Source organism: Bacillus sp. SN1, from assembly GCF_002796895.1.
In the GTDB taxonomy this organism is placed as follows: Bacteria; Bacillota; Bacilli; order Bacillales; family Bacillaceae; genus Bacillus; species Bacillus inaquosorum.
On record NZ_PHIE01000004.1, the window covers coordinates 312,965 to 332,309 of the forward strand.

General features: G+C 45.7%; 22 protein-coding genes and 1 riboswitch. Of the genes, 14 read left to right on the plus strand and 8 right to left on the minus strand.

Annotated elements, in window-relative coordinates; genetic code table 11:
- Window positions 1-45 precede the first annotated feature (45 nt).
- Window positions 46-1,770, plus strand: coding sequence for a pyruvate oxidase (locus CVV77_RS15670; RefSeq protein WP_100275846.1), 1,725 nt, complete (start codon window positions 46-48; stop codon window positions 1,768-1,770).
- A 295-nt stretch (window positions 1,771-2,065) separates the two neighbouring features.
- Here the strand turns inward: CVV77_RS15670 and CVV77_RS15675 are convergent, their stop codons facing one another.
- The 4 genes from CVV77_RS15675 to CVV77_RS15690 all read right to left on the minus strand — a co-directional run bounded on the left by CVV77_RS15675 (window position 2,066) and on the right by CVV77_RS15690 (window position 4,730).
- A complete protein-coding gene (locus tag CVV77_RS15675; protein ID WP_041521127.1) occupies window positions 2,066-2,332 on the minus strand; it encodes a hypothetical protein in 267 nt (88 codons plus the stop codon).
- 104 nt (window positions 2,333-2,436) lie between these two features.
- On the minus strand, window positions 2,437-3,714 hold the full coding sequence (locus tag CVV77_RS15680) for an Nramp family divalent metal transporter (protein WP_033878536.1): 1,278 nt from the start codon (window positions 3,712-3,714) through the stop codon (window positions 2,437-2,439).
- 228 nt (window positions 3,715-3,942) lie between these two features.
- Entirely contained in the window at window positions 3,943-4,200 is a 258-nt protein-coding gene (locus tag CVV77_RS15685; protein ID WP_003225121.1) for a GlsB/YeaQ/YmgE family stress response membrane protein, read from the minus strand.
- Between the two features lie 77 nt (window positions 4,201-4,277).
- Window positions 4,278-4,730, minus strand: a complete 453-nt coding sequence (locus tag CVV77_RS15690) for a DUF2188 domain-containing protein (RefSeq protein ID WP_100275847.1) — start codon at window positions 4,728-4,730, stop codon at window positions 4,278-4,280.
- A 116-nt stretch (window positions 4,731-4,846) separates the two neighbouring features.
- Between CVV77_RS15690 and CVV77_RS15695 the strand changes: the two genes are divergently transcribed.
- From CVV77_RS15695 to CVV77_RS15710, 4 genes are all read left to right on the plus strand, one after another.
- Window positions 4,847-5,665, plus strand: a complete 819-nt coding sequence (locus CVV77_RS15695) for an EcsC family protein (protein WP_019257516.1) — start codon at window positions 4,847-4,849, stop codon at window positions 5,663-5,665.
- A gap of 128 nt (window positions 5,666-5,793) precedes the next feature.
- Window positions 5,794-6,165 (plus strand): glucose starvation-inducible protein GsiB, encoded by a 372-nt coding sequence (gene gsiB / locus CVV77_RS15700; protein ID WP_003240302.1) that lies wholly within the window; start codon window positions 5,794-5,796, stop codon window positions 6,163-6,165.
- Between the two features lie 132 nt (window positions 6,166-6,297).
- On the plus strand, window positions 6,298-6,639 hold the full coding sequence (locus tag CVV77_RS15705; RefSeq protein WP_019257517.1) for a cupin domain-containing protein: 342 nt from the start codon (window positions 6,298-6,300) through the stop codon (window positions 6,637-6,639).
- Window positions 6,633-6,992, plus strand: a complete 360-nt coding sequence (locus tag CVV77_RS15710) for a YdbC family protein (RefSeq protein ID WP_100275848.1) — start codon at window positions 6,633-6,635, stop codon at window positions 6,990-6,992. Before CVV77_RS15705 ends, CVV77_RS15710 begins: the two co-directional genes overlap by 7 nt.
- 36 nt (window positions 6,993-7,028) lie before the next feature.
- Here the strand turns inward: CVV77_RS15710 and CVV77_RS15715 are convergent, their stop codons facing one another.
- Both CVV77_RS15715 and CVV77_RS15720 read right to left on the minus strand, forming a co-directional pair.
- On the minus strand, window positions 7,029-7,850 hold the full coding sequence (locus CVV77_RS15715) for a manganese catalase (RefSeq protein ID WP_019257519.1): 822 nt from the start codon (window positions 7,848-7,850) through the stop codon (window positions 7,029-7,031).
- Between the two features lie 85 nt (window positions 7,851-7,935).
- The gene (locus CVV77_RS15720; protein ID WP_088111521.1) at window positions 7,936-8,988 is read right to left on the minus strand and encodes a TRAP transporter substrate-binding protein; all 1,053 of its coding nucleotides are present in this window, start codon (window positions 8,986-8,988) and stop codon (window positions 7,936-7,938) included.
- Window positions 8,989-9,059: 71 nt separating this feature from the next.
- Here CVV77_RS15720 and dctS point away from each other — a divergent pair, with 71 nt between their 5' ends.
- The 9 genes from dctS (at window position 9,060) to CVV77_RS15765 (ending at window position 18,898) form a co-directional block, all read left to right on the plus strand.
- Complete coding sequence (dctS, locus tag CVV77_RS15725) at window positions 9,060-10,667, plus strand: two-component system sensor histidine kinase DctS (protein WP_100275849.1); 1,608 nt, start codon at window positions 9,060-9,062, stop codon at window positions 10,665-10,667.
- Window positions 10,657-11,337 carry a two-component system response regulator DctR gene (dctR, locus tag CVV77_RS15730; protein ID WP_084995379.1) on the plus strand — a complete coding sequence of 227 codons (681 nt, stop codon included), beginning with the start codon at window positions 10,657-10,659 and terminating at the stop codon, window positions 11,335-11,337. The genes dctS and dctR overlap by 11 nt, the downstream gene beginning before the upstream one ends.
- Before the next feature lie 119 nt (window positions 11,338-11,456).
- Window positions 11,457-12,722, plus strand: coding sequence for a C4-dicarboxylate transporter DctP (gene dctP, locus CVV77_RS15735; RefSeq protein ID WP_019257523.1), 1,266 nt, complete (start codon window positions 11,457-11,459; stop codon window positions 12,720-12,722).
- A 147-nt stretch (window positions 12,723-12,869) separates the two neighbouring features.
- The gene (locus tag CVV77_RS15740; RefSeq protein WP_019257524.1) at window positions 12,870-13,922 is read left to right on the plus strand and encodes an AI-2E family transporter; all 1,053 of its coding nucleotides are present in this window, start codon (window positions 12,870-12,872) and stop codon (window positions 13,920-13,922) included.
- Between the two features lie 48 nt (window positions 13,923-13,970).
- A riboswitch (cyclic di-AMP (ydaO/yuaA leader) is annotated at window positions 13,971-14,101 on the plus strand.
- Window positions 14,102-14,174: 73 nt separating this feature from the next.
- The gene (locus CVV77_RS15745) at window positions 14,175-15,413 is read left to right on the plus strand and encodes a dicarboxylate/amino acid:cation symporter (RefSeq protein WP_019257525.1); all 1,239 of its coding nucleotides are present in this window, start codon (window positions 14,175-14,177) and stop codon (window positions 15,411-15,413) included.
- A gap of 90 nt (window positions 15,414-15,503) precedes the next feature.
- Complete coding sequence (locus CVV77_RS15750) at window positions 15,504-16,430, plus strand: ABC transporter ATP-binding protein (RefSeq protein WP_100275850.1); 927 nt, start codon at window positions 15,504-15,506, stop codon at window positions 16,428-16,430.
- On the plus strand, window positions 16,423-17,190 hold the full coding sequence (locus CVV77_RS15755; RefSeq protein WP_003240320.1) for an ABC transporter permease: 768 nt from the start codon (window positions 16,423-16,425) through the stop codon (window positions 17,188-17,190). Before CVV77_RS15750 ends, CVV77_RS15755 begins: the two co-directional genes overlap by 8 nt.
- 94 nt (window positions 17,191-17,284) lie before the next feature.
- Complete coding sequence (locus CVV77_RS15760) at window positions 17,285-17,620, plus strand: hypothetical protein (protein ID WP_019257527.1); 336 nt, start codon at window positions 17,285-17,287, stop codon at window positions 17,618-17,620.
- A gap of 132 nt (window positions 17,621-17,752) precedes the next feature.
- Window positions 17,753-18,898 carry an acyl-CoA dehydrogenase family protein gene (locus tag CVV77_RS15765; protein WP_100275851.1) on the plus strand — a complete coding sequence of 382 codons (1,146 nt, stop codon included), beginning with the start codon at window positions 17,753-17,755 and terminating at the stop codon, window positions 18,896-18,898.
- Between the two features lie 23 nt (window positions 18,899-18,921).
- On the opposite strand, the gene fbpB is transcribed toward CVV77_RS15765, so the two are convergent.
- Both fbpB and CVV77_RS15775 read right to left on the minus strand, forming a co-directional pair.
- Complete coding sequence (fbpB, locus tag CVV77_RS15770; RefSeq protein ID WP_010886410.1) at window positions 18,922-19,101, minus strand: Fur-regulated basic protein FbpB; 180 nt, start codon at window positions 19,099-19,101, stop codon at window positions 18,922-18,924.
- Complete coding sequence (locus CVV77_RS15775; protein ID WP_019257529.1) at window positions 19,055-19,219, minus strand: Fur-regulated basic protein FbpA; 165 nt, start codon at window positions 19,217-19,219, stop codon at window positions 19,055-19,057. The genes fbpB and CVV77_RS15775 overlap by 47 nt, the downstream gene beginning before the upstream one ends.
- Window positions 19,220-19,345: the final 126 nt, after the last annotated feature.

Genomic DNA, 19,345 nt, shown 5'->3' on the forward strand with positions numbered 1-19,345 from the left:
GCCTTTCTCCTGTGGTATTGAAAAAAGGAAAAAGGAGGATACGGCATGGCACACAAAACTGCAGGACAAGCAATGACAGAACTGCTAGAACAATGGGGAGTTGATCATGTTTATGGCATCCCCGGAGACAGTATAAATGAGTTTATTGAAGAATTAAGACACGAAAGAAATCAATTGAAATTCATTCAAACCCGCCATGAAGAGGTGGCAGCGCTGGCAGCCGCGGCTGAGGCAAAACTCACCGGCAAGATCGGCGTCTGCCTGTCGATCGCAGGGCCGGGGGCGGTTCACTTATTAAATGGTTTATATGATGCAAAAGCGGACGGCGCCCCTGTGCTGGCGATTGCCGGACAGGTCTCATCAGGCGAAGTTGGACGGGATTATTTTCAGGAGATCAAGCTTGAGCAAATGTTTGAGGACGTGGCTGTGTTCAACAGAGAGGTACATAGCGCGGAAACGCTGCCGGATCTCTTGAATCAGGCTATCCGCACCGCCTACAGCAAAAAAGGCGTCGCGGTATTGAGCGTGTCAGATGATTTGTTTGCAGAGAAGATCAAACGCGAGCCCGTGTACACTTCACCAGTGTATATTGAAGGGAACCTTGAACCGAAAAAAGAACAGCTCGTCACTTGCGCACAATATATTAATAATGCCAAGAAGCCGATTATCTTGGCGGGGCAGGGAATGAAAAAGGCGAAGCGGGAGCTCTTGGCGTTTGCGGACAAAGCCGCTGCTCCGATCGTTGTCACGCTTCCGGCAAAAGGCGTTGTTCCCGATAAGCACCCGCATTTTCTCGGCAACCTCGGGCAGATCGGCACAAAGCCGGCTTACGAGGCAATGGAGGAATGCGATTTATTAATCATGCTCGGGACATCATTCCCGTACCGTGATTATTTGCCTGATGACACGCCGGCGATCCAGCTCGATTCAGATCCGGCGAAAATCGGAAAACGCTATCCGGTGACAGCGGGCCTTGTCTGCGATTCAGCTCTCGGCCTGCGCGAATTGACGGAGTATATTGAACGGAAGGAAGACAGAAGATTCCTGAATGCCTGCACGGAACATATGCAGCATTGGTGGAACGAAATTGAAAAAGATGAGACAGAGGCGGCAACACCTCTTAAACCCCAGCAGGTCGTGGCACGTCTTCAGGAAGCGGCAGCAGATGATGCGGTGCTCTCTGTAGATGTCGGCACTGTGACAGTCTGGATGGCGCGGCATTTCAAAATGAACGCGAACCAGGATTTCATCGTTTCCAGCTGGCTTGCGACAATGGGCTGCGGCCTGCCGGGAGCGATTGCGTCAAGCTTAGCCGAACCGGAGCGTCAGGCGATCGCTGTCTGTGGTGACGGGGGCTTTTCCATGGTCATGCAGGATCTTCCGACCGCCGTCAAATACAAGCTCCCAATCACCGTCGTCATTTTAAACAATGAAAACCTAGGCATGATCGAGTATGAGCAGCAGGTTAAAGGCAATATCGACTATGTGACAAAACTTCAAAATGTCGACTATGCCGCATTTGCAGAAAGCTGCGGAGCAAAGGGCATCAAGGTGACCAGAGCGGAAGAGCTTGCACCTGCTTTCCATGAGGCATTACACGCTGACCAGCCGACCGTTGTGGACGTCATGATCGGAAATGAACCGCCGCTCCCTGGCAAAATCACCTATGGGCAGGCAAAAGGCTTCAGCAAGTACATGCTGAAAAATTTCTTCGAAAACCAAAAAATCGAAATGCCGTCACTGAAGAAAAGTTTAAAGCGGTTATTCTAAAAAAACAGGGGCCTGAAAAAGCCCCTGTTTTTGTGTTGGAAACAAATGTATTTTAGTTATCATAGCATTATATTGCATGTTAGGAGGAAACCATGTTTGAATCCATAAAATGATCGCCGTACTTATTAGGATCCGCAGGAATGATTTATGCAGCCTGTCATGATGTTCGCCATGCTCAAAACGGCCACAAGGACAAATGCATCTTCTTTCAAAGCAAAAAGATCAGCGCATTTGTCCTTGTGTGTTTCATATGTTTATTCTTATCAAATCTTACAGAGTGCATGTCTTCATAAGCTTATTTCTCTTTTTTCTTCAGTCCGAAAAAGAAAGGAAAAGCAGAACCGACCAAGAAGGTGCCGAATAAAAACATGCCGCCGATAAACACGTGGAAATTCGTGTGTCCGGCCGTAAACGCGGTGATCAAGGAGATAATACTGAGCACGATCATGGCAATGCCGGGCGCGACTCTCATTTTTCCTTTGGATTTATAGGCAACAACAGAACATAAAATTCCGATTACAATAGGAACAATCCACAAATAAAACAAAATAAATACTGACATCATCAAAACTCCGATTTTTTCTTCTATCATAACAAATTTCTGTCAAAAAGGATATCAATGAGCTTTTCCGCAACATCAAAAACCGGCTTAGCAGCCGGTTTTTTCTAACGAAACGTATCGACAATTAAAAATACATTCAAAGCAACGATCAATACAGCTATCAGCCAAGAAACCACTGTGACCCATTTAGCGTTGATCAGTGACCCCATAATCCGTTTATTGCTTGTAAACATAATAAGCGGGATTAAGGCAAAGGCGATGCCGAAGGAGAGCACAACCTGGCTCAGAACGAGAGCGGTCGTCGGATTGACGCCTGACGCGATGATCAGGATAGGCGGAATGATCGTGATAAAACGCCGTACATACAGCGGAATGCGGTAGTTGATAAATCCTTGCATGATCACGTCGCCTGAAAGTGTGCCGACAGACGAACTGGATAGTCCCGCAACGAGCAGCCCGATCCCGAATAAAGCCGCTGACACAGGGCTGACAAGATGTCCGAATTGTTGAAATGCGACATCAAGATCCTCGACAAACAGCCCGTTTTTGAAGAATAGTGCGGCAGCCACAATCAGCATACTCGCATTAATAGCACCTGCAATCAGCATCGCTATTAAAATATCAATAAATTCGAATCTGAAGATTTTTTTCCGTTCCGCATCCGTTTTGCCGACCACCCGCCGCTGTGTAAGGGCTGAGTGTAAATAAATCGCGTGCGGCATAACGGTTGCGCCGAGAATACCCGCTGCAAGAAGCACACTGTCAGTGCCGTGAAACGTCGGGACAAAAAGGCCCTTCATCACTGACGCGGCATCAGGCTTTGCGAAAAAGGTCTGCAGTGCAAAGGCGATTACCACTACAAACAGCATACCGGCAATGCCGGCTTCAAGTGAGCGATAACCGCGGCGCTGAAGCTCCAATATCGCGAAAGAGCCGATCGCCGCTATAATAGACGCTTCGAGCATCGGGATGCCGAACAGCAAATACAGTCCCAGAGCCGCTCCGATAAATTCCGCCAGATCAGTTGCAATAATGACCAGCTCGCCCTGAATCCATAAACCGATGGAGACCGGCTTTGGGAATTCTTCGCGGGCAACCTCAGGCAGGTTTTTGCCTGTCGCAATACCGAGTTTGGCGGATAATGATTGGATTAAAAGCGCCATGATATTAGAAAATAAAATCACCCATAGCAGCATATAGCCGTATTTAGAACCCGCCGATATATTCGTTGCGAAGTTGCCGGGATCAATATAGGCGATGGCTGCTATAAACGCAGGGCCCAGAAAAGGGAGCAGCCCTCTGAATCCTCTGATTTTCCCGTCAAGCGCATCTTGGACTGCTTTGGAACGGGGAGATTGTGCTGTGATGTCCTTGTTCATCATGTCTCACCTGAATTCTGATTGTTTTTGCCATACAACAAAGAGTTTCCTTAAACCAAATTATTTTATCTACATCATATGACCATCCCGGTTTCTTGTCAACCGAAGATGTTTAAAATACACTCTCAAATTTTTCCCTGTTATGTAACATGATATGTAGGGATTCGGATAAAGTCCCATATAAAAAGACATCGTTTCAGTTCGAAACGATGCCTCCTATATCAAATGAATTTAGGCTTCCTTCCGCAGCCCGCGGAACACGAGGCTCAGCAAGAACACGAAGATGGCGGCCCCGATGATGGCCGGGAAAATAGCAAAGCCGGCAAGGCTCGGTCCCCAAGTGCCAAGAAGTCCGTGTCCGATCCAAGCGCCGATCAGCCCGGCAATCATAGAGCCGAAAATTCCTCCCGGCATCCGATTTCCTACGATAGCGCTTCCGATTAATCCGATAACGATAGCAACGACTAATGAAACCAAAAAGCTAATCATCATACTCACCTCTCATAAATGATTTATCAATCAATAACCGCTTATGCCAAACTCGAAACATTGAAAAGCATATCGCGTTATGAAACTGTTTTGATTTTTCGCTGCACGCTTCCGTCAGCCAAATGAACAATGACCTCAGTGCCTTTATGCGCTGCGATTTCCATTGCCCGTTCAATCGCTTCTTTCTTTGTATCCTTGATCTCAGACACACGTTTGGCACCCTCGGCTTTGACCGCCCAGCCGTTTTTATGCTTGATGACATGCTCTGCTTTATCCATGAGCTCAGGGTCTCCGCCGCTGTTTGAATCTTCATCTCGCTCTGTCTTATCATCATGCTTGAGGAAATCATCAATTTCTTCTTTAGAGGCGTTTTCCGCCCATTCCTTTGCTTTGCTTGTCGCAATCGGAATTGCGCGTCCATCCTCATAGCCTTCATCAATCATCGCATTCGCAATGTCAATGGCTTTTTTCTTCACCGGCTTCTCAAGATTTTTCAATGAAGCGGGATAATCCTTCATCGACCAAGGCATGTCCATCACTCCTTTTCCTTTTATAAAAATGGTACCCGCAGGTGAAAAATAAAAACGTTTCCGAGAAAATGAAGGTATACTATATAGTAGAAAAACGGAAGGGAAGTGCGAGTTGGGTGATAACAGAACGAAAAGAAGACTTACATCAGCAATTAAAAGAAATAGAGAAATGGGAAAAAGATCAGCAAAAAGTCTGGTTTTGGGAAAAGCTCAGCCGTCTCCCGTTTCAGCTGCTGGACAAGCTGACGCCGGAATTCATTCAGAAAAAAATCGGCAAGCTCTTGGATGAGGTCGGCAGCTTTGTTCAAACAGGAGGACAGTACCTGACATCGGAAAAACAGATTATTAAGATGTTTCAAAAGAAACTGCCGGAGGAGATCTTCGAATCACTCGAAGACGTACAAAAGGCGCCTCTTTCTGTCATGGATGAAATTGCGGAAGGAATGGGCAAAAACAGAATAAACGCCGCAACCGTTCAAGGCGCGACAACGGGTGTGGGCGGTGTGTTTACCCTGGCGGCAGACATTCCGGCCGTGCTTGGCCTGTCGTTAAAAACGTTACAGGATATTGCGGTTGCTTACGGCTATGACCCAAAGGAGAAAAAAGAGCGTGTCTTCATCGTAAAATGTTTGCAGCTGACATCGGCTGATGTTGTCGGCAAAAAATCGATTTTGCAAGGATTAAAAGACTATGATCAAGATCGTACATATAAGAATGTCGCTTCTGAAATCCAGGGCTGGCGTGAAGTCGTTTTAGGCTATCGCGACACGTTTGGCTGGAAAAAGCTTTTTCAGCTGGTGCCGGTCGCAGGAATGGTCTTTGGCGCGGCAGCCAATCGCTCAACATTAAACGACATTACCGAAACGGGCATGATGCTGTATAAAAAGCGGCGCATTCTTGCGCGACTGAAAGAAACAGAACAAGGGATGGAATAGCAGAAAGCAGACGGACACCACGATCCGCCTGCTTTTTTTAGTGGAAACACACCCAATGTGTTTTGTTTGTTTAAAAGAATTGATAGCGGGAATACAACAACCAACACCAATTAAAGGAGGAATTCAAAATGGCAGACGATAACAAAATGAGCAGAGAAGAAGCAGGTAGAAAAGGCGGAGAAACTACAAGCAAAAACCATGATAAAGAATTCTATCAAGAGATTGGCAAAAAAGGCGGAGAAGCCACTAGCGAAAACCATGACAAAGAATTCTATCAAGAAATCGGTGAAAAAGGCGGGGAAGCCACTAGCCGAAATCATGACAAAGAGTTCTATCAAGAAATCGGTGAAAAAGGCGGAGAAGCCACTAGCGAAAATCATGACAAAGAGTTCTATCAAGAAATCGGCCGTAAAGGCGGAGAGGCAACAAGCAAAAATCATGATAAAGAATTCTATCAAGAAATTGGCTCAAAAGGCGGAAACGCCCGCAACAACGACTAATCATAAGCATAAAGGCAGACAACCTGTAGGTAAAAAGCGATCCGGCGCATCAGCTGGATCGCTTTTTATTTTGGAAATTTCTCAATCTACACTGGTATTGCGATACAATAAGTGAAAAAGGGGTTTTTGCTAATGTCCGAGATGCAAAACTTGCTCGCCATCGCCAATGAAGTCAAAGAAAAACACGCCAATTTTTCAATCTCAGAGGTCAACGATCACTGCGTGCGCCTCGCAGTGTTTACGGGGGAATACGACTGGCACCATCATCCTGACTCAGATGAATTGTTCATTGTTCTTGAAGGTGAGCTGCTGATCGATTTTAAGGACAAAGAAACCGCGGTACTCAAAGCAAATGACAGCCTGCTGATTCCAAAAGGAACCGTTCACCGCACGCGCTCTTACGTCAGAACCGTGAATCTTTGCGTCGAGCATAAACAAGCGAAAACAGTCATCCTGGAAGAATCACCATGCTGATCAAAAAGATTGTATGTGAAGTAGACGCAGCAAACGCTGAAGCATTTTCAAAAGCGCAGTCACAGTGGGGAGCATTGTCACTTGTAAATGGCTTTGTCAAACAGGCCGGCGGCTGGCGGAAAACAGCAGACGGGCTGTTCATCGCAGAAATTATCAGCGTTTGGGAAAACAGAGTTGCCTATGATCATTTTATGGAAAACGAACATGACAGCATTTACGAAGAAAACGAACAGAAGGCTGTCATTCTTTCGATAGATGTGACGCTGTATGAAGAGGATGAACCGTTCATTCACGATCTGTTACATAACCCTGACATCCGGTACGAACCAGACTGGACAGTTCTGAAGGCATAAACAAAGCCCAAAACATCATGTTTTGGGCTTGTGTTTTTACTCGCGTCCAGGAAGCGTATTATGAACAAAAGGCGGTGCTGGGTTTAACTCCGGTTTTTCTCCAAACGCTTTTGCTTCTTTCACATATTCAAAGGCTTCTCCATCCGGCGCTTTTTCGTTCAGCCAGGTTTGTTCGGCACTTTCTTCGCCTTCAGAGAAATTGATCAGCTGATGCGAGAACTCTTGTTTTTCGAGTGCTTTCGGGAATGTTCCCGGCACAACCGGGCCTTCCTGTGCTTCTAATTCTTTAATGGCGGCGAGCCATTGATTTTGGTGCATCGTGTCACGTGCCAGCAGGAAGCTGAGCATATCTTTGACGCCTTTGTCATCCGTCATTTCAAATAGGCGTGCGACCTGCAGACGGCCCTGTGATTCCGCATTCAGATTGGCGCGGAAGTCTGCCAGCAGGTTTCCGCTTGCAACGATATAACCGCCGCTCCAAGGGACGCCTGTACTGCTTTCCGGCATGGCGCCAAGTCCTGACACAATTGCATGGTGAGGGTTCATGCCGCCCAGGATAGAGCCGATGACCGGATCTTCAGCGGCTTTTTCCTGCTGATCGAGCGGGGCATCCTCAAGAAGTCTGGCGATCATTGTGGCGATCATTTCAACGTGCCCGATTTCCTCAGTTGCCGTATCCATCAGCAAATCCTTGTATTTTTCATTTCCTCTTGTATTCCAGCCTTGAAATAAGTACTGCATGGCAACAGAAATTTCTCCGAATTGCCCGCCTAAAATTTCTTGCATTTTTTTAGCGAATAATGGATCTGGACGATCTGGTTTAGCAGGATGCTGCAGCATTTTTGTGTGCTTAAACATGTACCCATCTCCTTTTTTCGTTTCTCTCTTTCTATATTTCCGATCGATTGAAAGATAAACGAAAAGCAGCGTATCGAGATGGGGACTACGAATTCTCTCGCAGCTCCAAAAGCTCCTGAATCAGCTTCTGGCCGAAGATTGGCTCATACTGCCGGTAAACAGGATCAAGGCGCTTCATCCATTCTTTTTTCTCTTTATCCGACAGCTCGTAGATGTTAATAGAAGAATTCTTTTTGATTTCTTCCAGCTGCTCCTTGTTCATTTGTTCGGCATACGTTTCATTCCACTCCGTCGTTTCCTTCATCGCTTCAGTCAAAATGCGCCGTGTTTCCGGTGTTTGTGTGTTCCAGAAATGCTCATCAGTCATGACAGCATAGCCGAGATAACCGTGGCTGCTTATTGTCAAATAGTCCTGAACATTATAAAATTTTTTAGAATAGATGTTTGAGATTGTATTTTCTTCGCCATCAACTACATTTTTTTCTAACAGCTGAAAGGTAGAATTGAAGGATTCCTGATGAGGTGTTGCGCCAAGCAACTTGAACTGATCCTCTATCACATCACTTTGCATAATGCGGAGATCCTGTCCTTTTAAATCATCCGGGGTTTTGACCGGTCCTTGATTCGTCGTGATTTGTTTAAAGCCGTTTGTCCAATAGGCGAGTCCTTTTAATTGGTTTTTCTTTAGAGAATCAAACAGCTGCGTACCGATACTGCCATTCAGCCCTTTTTTGACGGCATCGTAACCTGTAAATGCATACGGCAGATCGAGCACTCCCCATTCGGGCGAGAGCATGCCGAGCTTCGATGTGGAGGGGGCGATAAATTGAACTTCGCCGTTTTGCAATGCTTCAATTTCTTCAATGTCCGAATACAGGCTTCCATTCGGGAACACTTCAATTTTCATTTTCCCGCCTGATTTTTCGTTCACCAGCTCGGCAAACTTATTGGCAGCCAGCCCTTTCGGCGTATTTTCGGCAACCACATGGCTGAATTTAAACACGATTTGATCCTGTAAGCCTTCTTGATCGTCATCATAAACAATCTCTTCACTGCTGGAACGATCATGGAATCCGATAAATAAAGCGGTTGCAATTCCGGCGATCATCAGTGCGAGACATGCAAGCAAACTCTTCATGAAAAGCCCCTCCCTCTATGTTAAGAATAATGGGGGCCATGCCATTCGTAAAGACCTGAAAGGAGAAGCTGATGAACAAAAAGAAGCTCTCAATCCGTTGGAAAATCACGATCTTATCCTATATACTCGTCATTTTCTCCTTTTTGATCGGAGGCATTGTGCTCATCGGCAATATCCAGCATACAGAGGAGCGGGAGCTGAAAAAACGCCTGATGAATACGGCCCGGACAGTGTCGGAGATGACAGAAGTGAAAGAGGCTTTGGCGCGGAAAAAACAAACAGAAGCTGCTCGCTATGCGGTTGAAGAAATCAGGATGATTAATGAAGCAGACTATATTGTCGTCATGGATATAAATCATATCCGCTACACGCATCCTGTCAGTACGAGCATCGGCAAAAAATCTGAGGGAGCAGACGAAGAGGCGGCGTTTGCGGAGCACATTTATTTCTCAGAAGCAAAGGGCGAGATCGGCACAGCGGTCCGCGCTTTTTATCCGGTGAAGGATCACGATCTGAATCAGATAGGCGTGGTGCTTGTCGGGAAAACACTGCCGGGGATCGCCGACATCCTCCTTCATTTAAAGCGTGATATCGCATTCATCGTTGTGCTGACACTCGGCTTCGGCCTTGCAGGCTCCTTTCTGCTGGCCCGCCATATCAAAAAACAAATGTTTCAGCTTGAGCCCCATGAGATTGTCCGAATGTATGAAGAACGGACAGCGACGTTTCACTCGATGAATGAAGGCGTGATTGCCATTGACAATCGGCTGATCATCACGATTTTCAATGAAAAAGCGAAACAGATTTTTGAAGTGCAGGGGGATCTGGTCGGAAAGGTGATCTGGGAGGTTCTCAAGGATTCGCGCCTGCCCGAAATCGTAGAGCGAAACAAAGCAGTTTATAATGAAGAAATTCGCGTCAGCGGAAAGGTGATCATGAGCAGCAGAATTCCGATCGTCATGAAGAAAAAAGTCATCGGCGCCGTCGCGATTTTTCAGGACAGAACGGAAGCGGCCAAGATGGCAGAGGAATTGACTGGCGTCAAAAACTTTGTGGAGGCGCTCCGCGTCCAAAATCATGAGCATATGAATAAGCTGCATACGATCGCTGGCCTCATCCAGCTGGGTAAATCTGAAAAAGCCTTGCAGCTTGCATTTCAGGTATCAACTGAGCAGGAAAATGTGACTGAATTTCTGCACCGCTCGATTCAAAATGACGCGGCGGCGGGCCTTCTATTAAGTAAAATCAGAAGAGGAAGAGAGCTCGGCATTGCAGTTCATATTGATGAAAACAGCAGCCTCCAGCAATTTCCCGAGCATGTTGATCAGCATGATATCGTCGTCCTTCTCGGCAACCTGATTGAAAATGCCTTCGGTTCATTTGAAACGGTTCAATCTGATGACAAACGAATTGACATCAGCATCGAGCAAACGGATGATGTCCTTGCCATTTTAATAGAAGATAACGGCTGCGGGATTGAACCGGCACATATGCCGCACCTTTACGACAAAGGATTTACGGTTAATAAAACAGGAGGCACAGGCTATGGCCTGTATTTAGTGAAACAAATCACAGATAAAGGATCGGGTACGATAGAAGTTGATTCACACGCGGGACAGGGAACATCTTTTTCTATCGTTTTTCCAATGAAGGGGGAGGAAGCACAGCATGGCTCATAAGGAATGGAAGGTTCTGCTCATTGAAGACGATCCGATGGTTCAAGAGGTAAACAAGGATTTCATCACAACTGTCAAAGGTTTTACTGTCTGTGCAACAGCGGGAAACGGAGAAGTAGGCATCAAGCTGATTAAAGAAAAACAGCCCGACCTCGTTATTCTCGATGTATACATGCCGAAAAAAGACGGAATCAAAACGTTACAGGAGATCAGAAAGCAAAAGCTTGAAGTCGATGTCATTGTCGTCTCCGCCGCAAAAGACAAAGAAACGATCTCTCTTATGCTGCAAAATGGAGCGGCTGACTATATCTTAAAACCGTTTAAGCTTGAGCGAATGAGACAGGCCCTTGAAAAGTACAAGCAATATAAACAAAAAATCGAAGCAAATGATACGCTGTCCCAGGAGCAGCTCGATGCGATCCTGAATATCCCGCAGCAGGCCGTACAGGATCTGCCGAAAGGATTGAATCACTTCACGATGAATGAAGTCACTGCTTTTTTGAAACAGCAAACCGCATCGCTTTCTGCAGAAGAGGTCGCCAAGGCGCTCGGAATCGCCAGAGTGACAGCCAGACGATACCTTGATTATCTTGAAAAAAACGGAATGATTAAGCTGGACGTTCAATACGGCGGAGTCGGCCGGCCCGTCAACCGCTACGTGTTTAAAGGATAAACCTGAGACCAAAAAGACCAAAATGTCCGTTATGATCATAAACTTCCCCAGACTGTATGAAAACGCTATCATTCTAGTAAGAAAGACACAAAGGCGAATAGGACAGGGGGATGAAGGATATGAAACTGTTTAAAAATTTAACAGTTCAGGTCATAACCGCGGTCATCATCGGGGTCATTGTCGGGCTGGTCTGGCCGGATGTCGGCAAAGAGATGAAACCGCTTGGCGATACATTTATCAACGCTGTTAAAATGGTGATCGCTCCAATCATTTTCTTCACAATCGTTCTCGGGATTGCAAAAATGGGCGATATGAAGAAGGTTGGAAAAGTAGGGGGAAAAGCGTTCATTTATTTCGAGGTTGTCACCACCCTCGCACTCATTATCGGTTTGTTTGTCGTCAATATTCTGAAGCCGGGGGCGGGTCTTGATTACAGCAAGCTTGAAAAGGGAGATGTATCACAATACACGCAAAATGGCGGTCAGGGAATCGACTGGATTGAATTTGTCACACACATTGTTCCATCCAACATGGTTGATGCCTTCGCAAAAGGGGACATTTTGCAGGTCTTATTCTTTTCAATTCTTTTCGGAGTCGGTCTCGCGGCATTAGGTGAAAAAGGGAAAAGCGTCATTGATTTCTTCGACAAGATTTCTCACGTCTTTTTCAAAATCATCGGCTACATCATGCGTGCGGCGCCAATCGGGGCATTCGGGGCGATGGCGTATACGATCGGGCACTTCGGTCTCGATTCCATCAAGCCGCTGGCAAGCTTAATGATGTCTGTTTATATTACGATGTTCCTGTTCGTATTTGTTGCTTTAAATATCATCTGCAAGCTTTACGGATTCAGCCTGTGGAATTACCTTCGCTTCATTAAAGATGAGCTTCTGATCGTGCTTGGCACAAGCTCTTCAGAATCAGTGCTTCCGCGAATGATGGATAAAATGGAGCGCTACGGCTGTTCGAAATCCGTTGTCGGGCTTGTCATTCCGACGGGCTATTCGTTTAACCTCGACGGCACATCCATTTATTTATCAATGGCGACTGTCTTTCTGGCACAGGTGTTTGGAGTAGACCTCAGCATCGGCCAGCAAATTACAATTATCCTCGTTCTGATGCTGACATCGAAGGGAGCGGCCGGTGTGACGGGAAGCGGATTTATCGTCCTGGCCTCAACGCTGTCAGCGCTTCAGGTCATTCCGCTGGAGGGCCTTGCACTCCTGCTTGGGGTTGACCGATTCATGAGTGAAGGAAGGGCGATTGTGAACCTGATCGGAAACGGAATCGCCACGATCATTGTTGCAAAAAGTGAAAATGAGTTCGATGAAGCGAAAAGCATAGAGGCTGTTGAAGGCATGAAAAAAATGAAAACAGCAGTCTGAAAAAAGAGCGGCCCATCAGTGGGCCGTTTTTTTAATTGTTTAAGAATTATTAAGGTAAGGACAGAGACCTCAGCATTTTTTTGTTATATAATTTACAAATGGATACTATATTGAATGAAGGACGTTTGTCCTAACAGGAGTGTATAAATGGCCGCTTTAGTTAAATTTTTTCAGCACCCGGGAGTAAGGCGTTTCTCCATCTTTGTCGTGTTAACTGGTGTGTTATATCTATTTAAGAGCATGATCAACTTAATATTGCTTACCTTCATTTTCACATTTCTCATGGATCGTTTGGAGCTTGTCGTACGGCAGTTTGTCAGCCGCTTCTTCCGCGTGAGCCAGCGGATTGTCATTACGTTTCTTTACATGTTGCTGGCTGTGCTGCTTACAGTCGGTGGATTTGTATTTTATCCGGTCGTCGCGGCGCAGATTCAGCAGCTGGTTAAGCAGATTAAACATATTGCGTATCACCCGGACAGCATTCCTTTCTTTGATGAGATCACCAGTGTTTTCGGTGATATTAATATCAGTTCATATGTCAAAGAGGGTTTCAATGTGGTGTATACGTATCTGGCCGATATCAGCACGTTCGGCTTGCAGATCGTAATGGCGCTCATTCTCAGCATGTTTTTCTTATTTGAGAAAAAGCGGCTATCTGAATTCATGGCGAAATTTAAAACGAGCAAACTGGCGGTCTTTTATGAGGAAATTGCTTTTTTCGGAAGCAAATTTGCAAGAACGTTCGGCAAGGTGCTTGAGGCTCAATTTATCATTGCGCTCGTCAACTGTATTCTGACGTTTATCGCGCTTTGGATTATGCATTTCCCGCAGCTGTTTGGGCTTTCTATTATGGTGTTCTTCCTTGGATTGATCCCTGTAGCAGGCGTCGTCATTTCACTGATCCCACTCAGTATTATCGCTTACAGCACTGGCGGCGGAATGTATGTGCTCTATATTGTGCTTGTCATATTCGCTATTCATGCGATCGAAACCTATTTCTTAAATCCGAAGCTGATGTCTGCGAAAACAGAGCTGCCGATCTTTTTCACCTTTACAGTACTCATTTTCTCTGAGCACTTTTTCGGCATTTGGGGTTTAATTATCGGGATTCCGATTTTTGTGTTTCTCCTTGATATTCTTGATGTTACCAACAAGGAAGATGGACCCAAAAGATTCCGAGAGAAAAGTAACAAAAAATAGTTTACAAAATTGGATCTTTTCTGTATAAATAAACTAAATCATACAATAGTAAGCCACACGCTTAATCCTTTGATAAGGAGTGGGGGACCCAATCTTTTGGGGTTAATTTTTCATCTGAAAAACGGACATCTCTTCGTCCGAACCCGTCAGCTAACCTCATCAGCGTGAAGAGAGAGTCCTGTGGTTTGATGATACATCCAAAGCCTGCGGGAGTCTCTCGCGGGCTTTTTTTCAAAAAAGGGAGGAATGCGGATGAAGCTGGCAAAAAAAATCATTATTGCATTGGTTCTTGGCGCGGTGACTGGATTGGTCCTCAACCTTACATCGCCTGAATTATTTGAAAATTTGAATAAGTTTGTATTCGGTCCGCTTGGCACCATCTTTTTAAACCTCATTAAAATGCTTGTCGTGCCGATTGTCTTTTTTTCACTGACACTGGGAGTAGCCGGGCTGGGTGATCCAAAGAAGCTCGGCAGAATCGGCGTGAAGACGATTTCTTATTTTCTCATCACGACAGCAGTGGCAATCACGATCGGGCTTATTCTTGCTCTTGTGATTAGACCTGGTGAGTTCGGGACTTATGATGTTTCATCTGCCAAGTTTAATGCTGAGGAAGCCCCGAGTATTGCCGACACTCTTCTGAACATTATTCCTGCGAATCCGGTTCAAGCGATGACAGAAGGAAATATGCTGCAAATCATCGTATTTTCTATTTTTGTAGGGCTCGGAATCACGATGCTCGGAAAAAAAGCGGATATGCTTCTGAAAGTCGTTGAACAGGGAAATGAATTGATGATGTATCTCGTCAACCTAGTCATGAAGTTTGCGCCATACGGAACGTTCGGTCTGATTGCGACTGCTATCGGCAGCCAGGGCTTCAGCGCGATTAAGGCGATGGGACTTTATATGATTGTTGTTACGCTGTCCCTGATCATTCATGCAGTCGTGACGTACGGTTCAACAGTTGCTCTTTTGGCAAAACGAAATCCGTTTACGTTCTTTAAAGATTTCTCAGAGGTTATGGTCGTCGCGTTCAGTACCTCCAGCAGCAATGCGACCCTGCCGGTATCAATGGATGTGGCGCAGAAAAAATTAAAAGTGCCTGAGCCGATCAGCAGCTTCGTCCAGCCGCTCGGCGCGACAATTAATATGGACGGAACAGCCATCATGCAAGGGGTAGCCACCGTCTTCATTGCGCAGGTGTTCGGACATGATCTGACATTTACGCAGCTGCTGATGGTGATACTGACGGCTGTGCTAGCAAGTATCGGCACAGCGGGTGTACCGGGTGTAGGCTTGATTATGCTCGCCATGGTGCTTCAATCTGTCGGACTCCCTGTTGAGGGCATTGGATTAATACTTGGAATTGACCGCCTGCTTGATATGCTCCGCACAGTGGTGAACACAACAGGAGACGCGGCCTGCGCCGTCATCATTACAGAAACCGAAAAGAACAAACAGCCTGAGCAAACCCCGACTCTATCGGTTTAACCAAACATTTGGAAGCAACAAATGCTATAATACAAACAGTGCCTAATTTTAGGCACTGTTTATTTTTTGTTGAAAAAGGAGGAAGGCTTTATGGCTGAGCCGATTTTACATATTGAAGGCCTCGATAAAAAGATTGGGTCTAAACAGATACTAAAACAAATCAGCATGGACGTCATGGAGGGAGAAATCATCGGCCTGCTCGGTCCGAATGGTTCCGGAAAAACAACACTCATCCGTATCATCGTCGGACTGTTAAAACAAAACAGCGGAAGCGTGACAATCAGCGGATTCCAGCATGATACAGAGTTTGAAAAAGCGATGGAAGCCGTTGGAGCGATCGTCGAAAATCCCGAGTTCTATCCGTACCTGACAGGCTGGGAAAACCTCAAGCACTTTGCGAATATGCACAAAAAAATAGACGAAGAACGGCTTGATGAAGTGGTGGAACGTGTCGGGCTGACGTCAGCGATTCATGATAAGGTGAAAACCTATTCTCTCGGCATGCGCCAGCGTCTTGGCATTGCACAGGCGATTCTTCACCGTCCGAAGCTTCTTATTTTAGATGAACCGACAAACGGTCTCGATCCTGCGGGTATGAAGGATTTTCGCGATCATATTAAGGAGCTCGCAGAAAAGGAAGGAACGGCAGTCCTGTTCGCCACTCATTTATTGCGTGAGGTTGAAGATCTGTGCGACCGTGTCATCATTATTCAAAAAGGTGAGATCAAAGCTGAAGTCAGCCTACATGGAACAAATCAAAAAACAGAAAAAGCGATCATTGAAGTGCAGCCGGAAGAAAAAGCCTTCAATTGGCTGACAGGCAATCAATATCAAGCTGAGCGGCAAGACGGGGCGATAGTTGTTGAGGTAGCAAAAGAAAAGATTCCGGAGCTGAACCGCTCACTTGTCGGACAAGACCTGAATGTATTTTCCATTACGCCTTACACGCAATCACTCGAAGACGAATTCATAAAAGCGACAACTGCTCATCAAGAGGAGGGAGAAGAGCTTGTCTAAATTAATTTGGAATGAACATATGAAACTTTTTAATCGGAAGGTCACATTGGTTTCTCTTATCCTGATGGCGGTCTTTCAATTTTTCATGGCTTTGATCATTAAACGGATTGTCATCAGTGCCGGAACAGATGAAAACTTCATCGGCTATTTATCGTATACACCGAGCCTGAACATCCTGCTGCAGGCTTTAACGATCGTGATTGCAGCGACAATTGTTTCGATGGAATTTGATAAAAAGACGATCAAATTTCTGCTCATTCGCCCGGTTAAACGCCAAAAGATTTTTTGGTCAAAATTAATCACCGTCGTGATGGTCAGCTTTTATTTGTATCTGGCATACTACATTTTGGCATTATTATTCGGTCTCGTCTTTTTTGGCACGTCGGTAACCGCGGAATCAAAGACATTGCTGATCAACACCCTGGAGCTGATCGGGTCAAATTGGCTTGAGGCGGTAATGATGGGATTATTCGGGCTGCTTTGTTCTTCGCTGTTCCGCAACAGCGCGGTAGCAGTCGTCGTTTCATTTGTCGTTTTATATGGAGCGAGTACACTTGTTCAGCTCATGAAGCTATTTGAAAACAAATGGGGCAGCTTTTTGCTTTTCGCGAACACTGACTTTACCCAATACAGCAGCGGGGAGACCGCGTTGTTTTCAGGCATGACGCCATTGTTTTCAGCGGGGATTATCATCATACATGCCATATTCTTCATCGCCGTTGGCTGGTGGTGCTTCTGTAAACGGGATGTCCGGGTGTAAAGGCAAGGAATGACATTTTTGTGAAAAAGCTCACGTGAATCAATATCATTTGATATTTTGGTTTATACTAAAGGTACTGACGGAGGTGTCTCGATTGAGGAACTTTATTACCGCTTTACCGATTGTATTGCTGCTTGGATTCTCATTTGTGTCATTCATGTTTCAGTTTGAACATCTTGTTTATTTCAGACTCGCGCTTGGGTTGTTCTCTCTCGCGGGGCTGTACATGATATATAAAATGAAGACGGGCATTCGTTATTTTATCATCTATCTGTATGCCAGCTGGATTGTGCTTGCTGCAGTAACCGCTTTTGAAGAGCCGATTTTCTCGAGCTTTTTCTTTGGCGGCTTGGTGATGACAATGGGTTACCTGACATATATGCTGATTTATCTCGGCATGAAACAAGACCGGGATGCAAATCCTGTGTAATCGCGCTGTTCCCTGGGGGAACGGCGTGTTTTTTTTATAACCGGACAAAAAGGTTAACAGTTGCGGAATGGCGGCAGGAAATCTATAATACATATTAAATTTATCGGAATTAAAACCTTGGGGGGCTGCCGGATGTCATTATTTATACAAAACGATCAACAACGGCAATGGATGGAGAAAATCGGACGGCTTGCGGATGAATTTCAGCAAACAGCCGCTGAAGATGACGAACTGGGACGTTTTCCTGTAGAAAAAATACAAAAACTGCGTGATGCCGGGTATACGGCGTTAACATTGCCAGCATCCCATGGAGGAGGGGGCATTTCTGTTTACGACATGCTCCTGTTTCAAGAACGGCTTGCACGGGGAGACGCTCCTGCAGCGCTCAGCATCGGCTGGCATTTGAGCGTAATCGGGGAGCTCGGAGAAGGAAACAGCTGGGATAAAAACGTGTTTGCGTTTGTTGCAAAGGAAGTCCAAAACGGAGCCGTCATCAACAGGGCGGCGACAGAAGCGCAAACCGGAAGCCCGACAAGAGGAGGGCGTCCCGGTACAAACGCCGTCAAAAAGGATGGCAAATGGGCAGTAAACGGAAGAAAAACCTTTACGACGATGTCACAAGCACTGGATTATTTTTTAGTGACAGCATGGATTGAAGAAAAACAAACAACAGGCGTGTTTCTCATTCATAAAGATGATCCCGGTTTGTCGATTGAAGAAACGTGGGATATGATGGCGATGCGGGCGACTGGAAGCCATGACCTTGTACTGAATGAGGTAATGCTTGATGAGGAGAAACTGGTGGAATTGCTTCAAGGACCTCGGGGAGCTAAGCCGAATGGCTGGCTGCTTCATATTCCGGCGATTTATCTTGGCATTGCTCAAGCAGCACGAGACTATTCGGTGCAATTTGCATCTGAGTATTCTCCAAACAGTTTGAAGGGACCGATCAAGGATGTCCCAGCCGTACAGCAAAGAACAGGCGAAATGGAGCTTGAACTGCTTAATGCCAGACATTTTCTTTTCCATATCGCTCAATTGTATGACAATCCGGAGCGCCGCCCTCACTTGAAAAGCGAGCTTGGTGCGGCGAAACATATCGTCACAAATGCTGCACTGTCTGTTGTCGATAAAGCGATGAGAATTGTCGGGGCCAAAAGTCTTGAACGAACCAACCCGCTTCAGCGCTATTATCGTGATGTGCGCGCCGGTCTCCATAACCCGCCGATGGATGATGCAGTGATCCAAAAGCTGGCCGCAGAAGCGTTTGAGTCATGAAAAAAAGAGCCTTTCGGCTCTTTTTATGTATTGTTTTGCTCTTGGAGATTTTTTTGATGCTTGCGGTCGATCCTGTCATAAATGACGTTCATCAGCTTTGGATTGCCCATAATCGCCTCTTTGTTTTCCTGGATCAGCTGCTGGTAGGTTTTTACTTTACGCTTCGGCATGCTCCGGCGCCCTCCTGACATGTTTGTATTCACTTTCTAACTCCGTCAGCGACAATTCATACAAATGACGTTTTGACTTTTTGTATATACCATTCTGTATTAACAGATGAATGAGCTGTTTTTTTCTGGTTTCTGCAGACTGAGGTGTCATTGTGTCACCAACCTCCAATCAAACGATATTGATAATCATTATCAATTAACTTCAGTATACAATGTCCGCAATAGCCTGTAAAGGTGAAAACAGTCCTATTCTTTCCCAAATATGCAAACATTCAAA

Bases quoted from the DNA above. Each gene is read 5' to 3' on its own strand.
- CVV77_RS15670 (WP_100275846.1), top strand. From the start codon at position 46: ATGGCACACAAAACTGCAGGACAAGCAATGACAGAACTGCTAGAACAA.
- CVV77_RS15675 (WP_041521127.1), bottom strand. From the start codon at position 2,332: ATGTCAGTATTTATTTTGTTTTATTTGTGGATTGTTCCTATTGTAATC.
- CVV77_RS15680 (WP_033878536.1), bottom strand. From the start codon at position 3,714: ATGATGAACAAGGACATCACAGCACAATCTCCCCGTTCCAAAGCAGTC.
- CVV77_RS15685 (WP_003225121.1), bottom strand. From the start codon at position 4,200: ATGATTAGCTTTTTGGTTTCATTAGTCGTTGCTATCGTTATCGGATTA.
- CVV77_RS15690 (WP_100275847.1), bottom strand. From the start codon at position 4,730: ATGCCTTGGTCGATGAAGGATTATCCCGCTTCATTGAAAAATCTTGAG.
- gsiB (WP_003240302.1), top strand. From the start codon at position 5,794: ATGGCAGACGATAACAAAATGAGCAGAGAAGAAGCAGGTAGAAAAGGC.
- CVV77_RS15705 (WP_019257517.1), top strand. From the start codon at position 6,298: ATGTCCGAGATGCAAAACTTGCTCGCCATCGCCAATGAAGTCAAAGAA.
- CVV77_RS15710 (WP_100275848.1), top strand. From the start codon at position 6,633: ATGCTGATCAAAAAGATTGTATGTGAAGTAGACGCAGCAAACGCTGAA.
- CVV77_RS15715 (WP_019257519.1), bottom strand. From the start codon at position 7,850: ATGTTTAAGCACACAAAAATGCTGCAGCATCCTGCTAAACCAGATCGT.
- CVV77_RS15720 (WP_088111521.1), bottom strand. From the start codon at position 8,988: ATGAAGAGTTTGCTTGCATGTCTCGCACTGATGATCGCCGGAATTGCA.
- dctS (WP_100275849.1), top strand. From the start codon at position 9,060: ATGAACAAAAAGAAGCTCTCAATCCGTTGGAAAATCACGATCTTATCC.
- dctR (WP_084995379.1), top strand. From the start codon at position 10,657: ATGGCTCATAAGGAATGGAAGGTTCTGCTCATTGAAGACGATCCGATG.
- dctP (WP_019257523.1), top strand. From the start codon at position 11,457: ATGAAACTGTTTAAAAATTTAACAGTTCAGGTCATAACCGCGGTCATC.
- CVV77_RS15740 (WP_019257524.1), top strand. From the start codon at position 12,870: ATGGCCGCTTTAGTTAAATTTTTTCAGCACCCGGGAGTAAGGCGTTTC.
- CVV77_RS15745 (WP_019257525.1), top strand. From the start codon at position 14,175: ATGAAGCTGGCAAAAAAAATCATTATTGCATTGGTTCTTGGCGCGGTG.
- CVV77_RS15750 (WP_100275850.1), top strand. From the start codon at position 15,504: ATGGCTGAGCCGATTTTACATATTGAAGGCCTCGATAAAAAGATTGGG.
- CVV77_RS15765 (WP_100275851.1), top strand. From the start codon at position 17,753: ATGTCATTATTTATACAAAACGATCAACAACGGCAATGGATGGAGAAA.
- CVV77_RS15775 (WP_019257529.1), bottom strand. From the start codon at position 19,219: ATGACACCTCAGTCTGCAGAAACCAGAAAAAAACAGCTCATTCATCTG.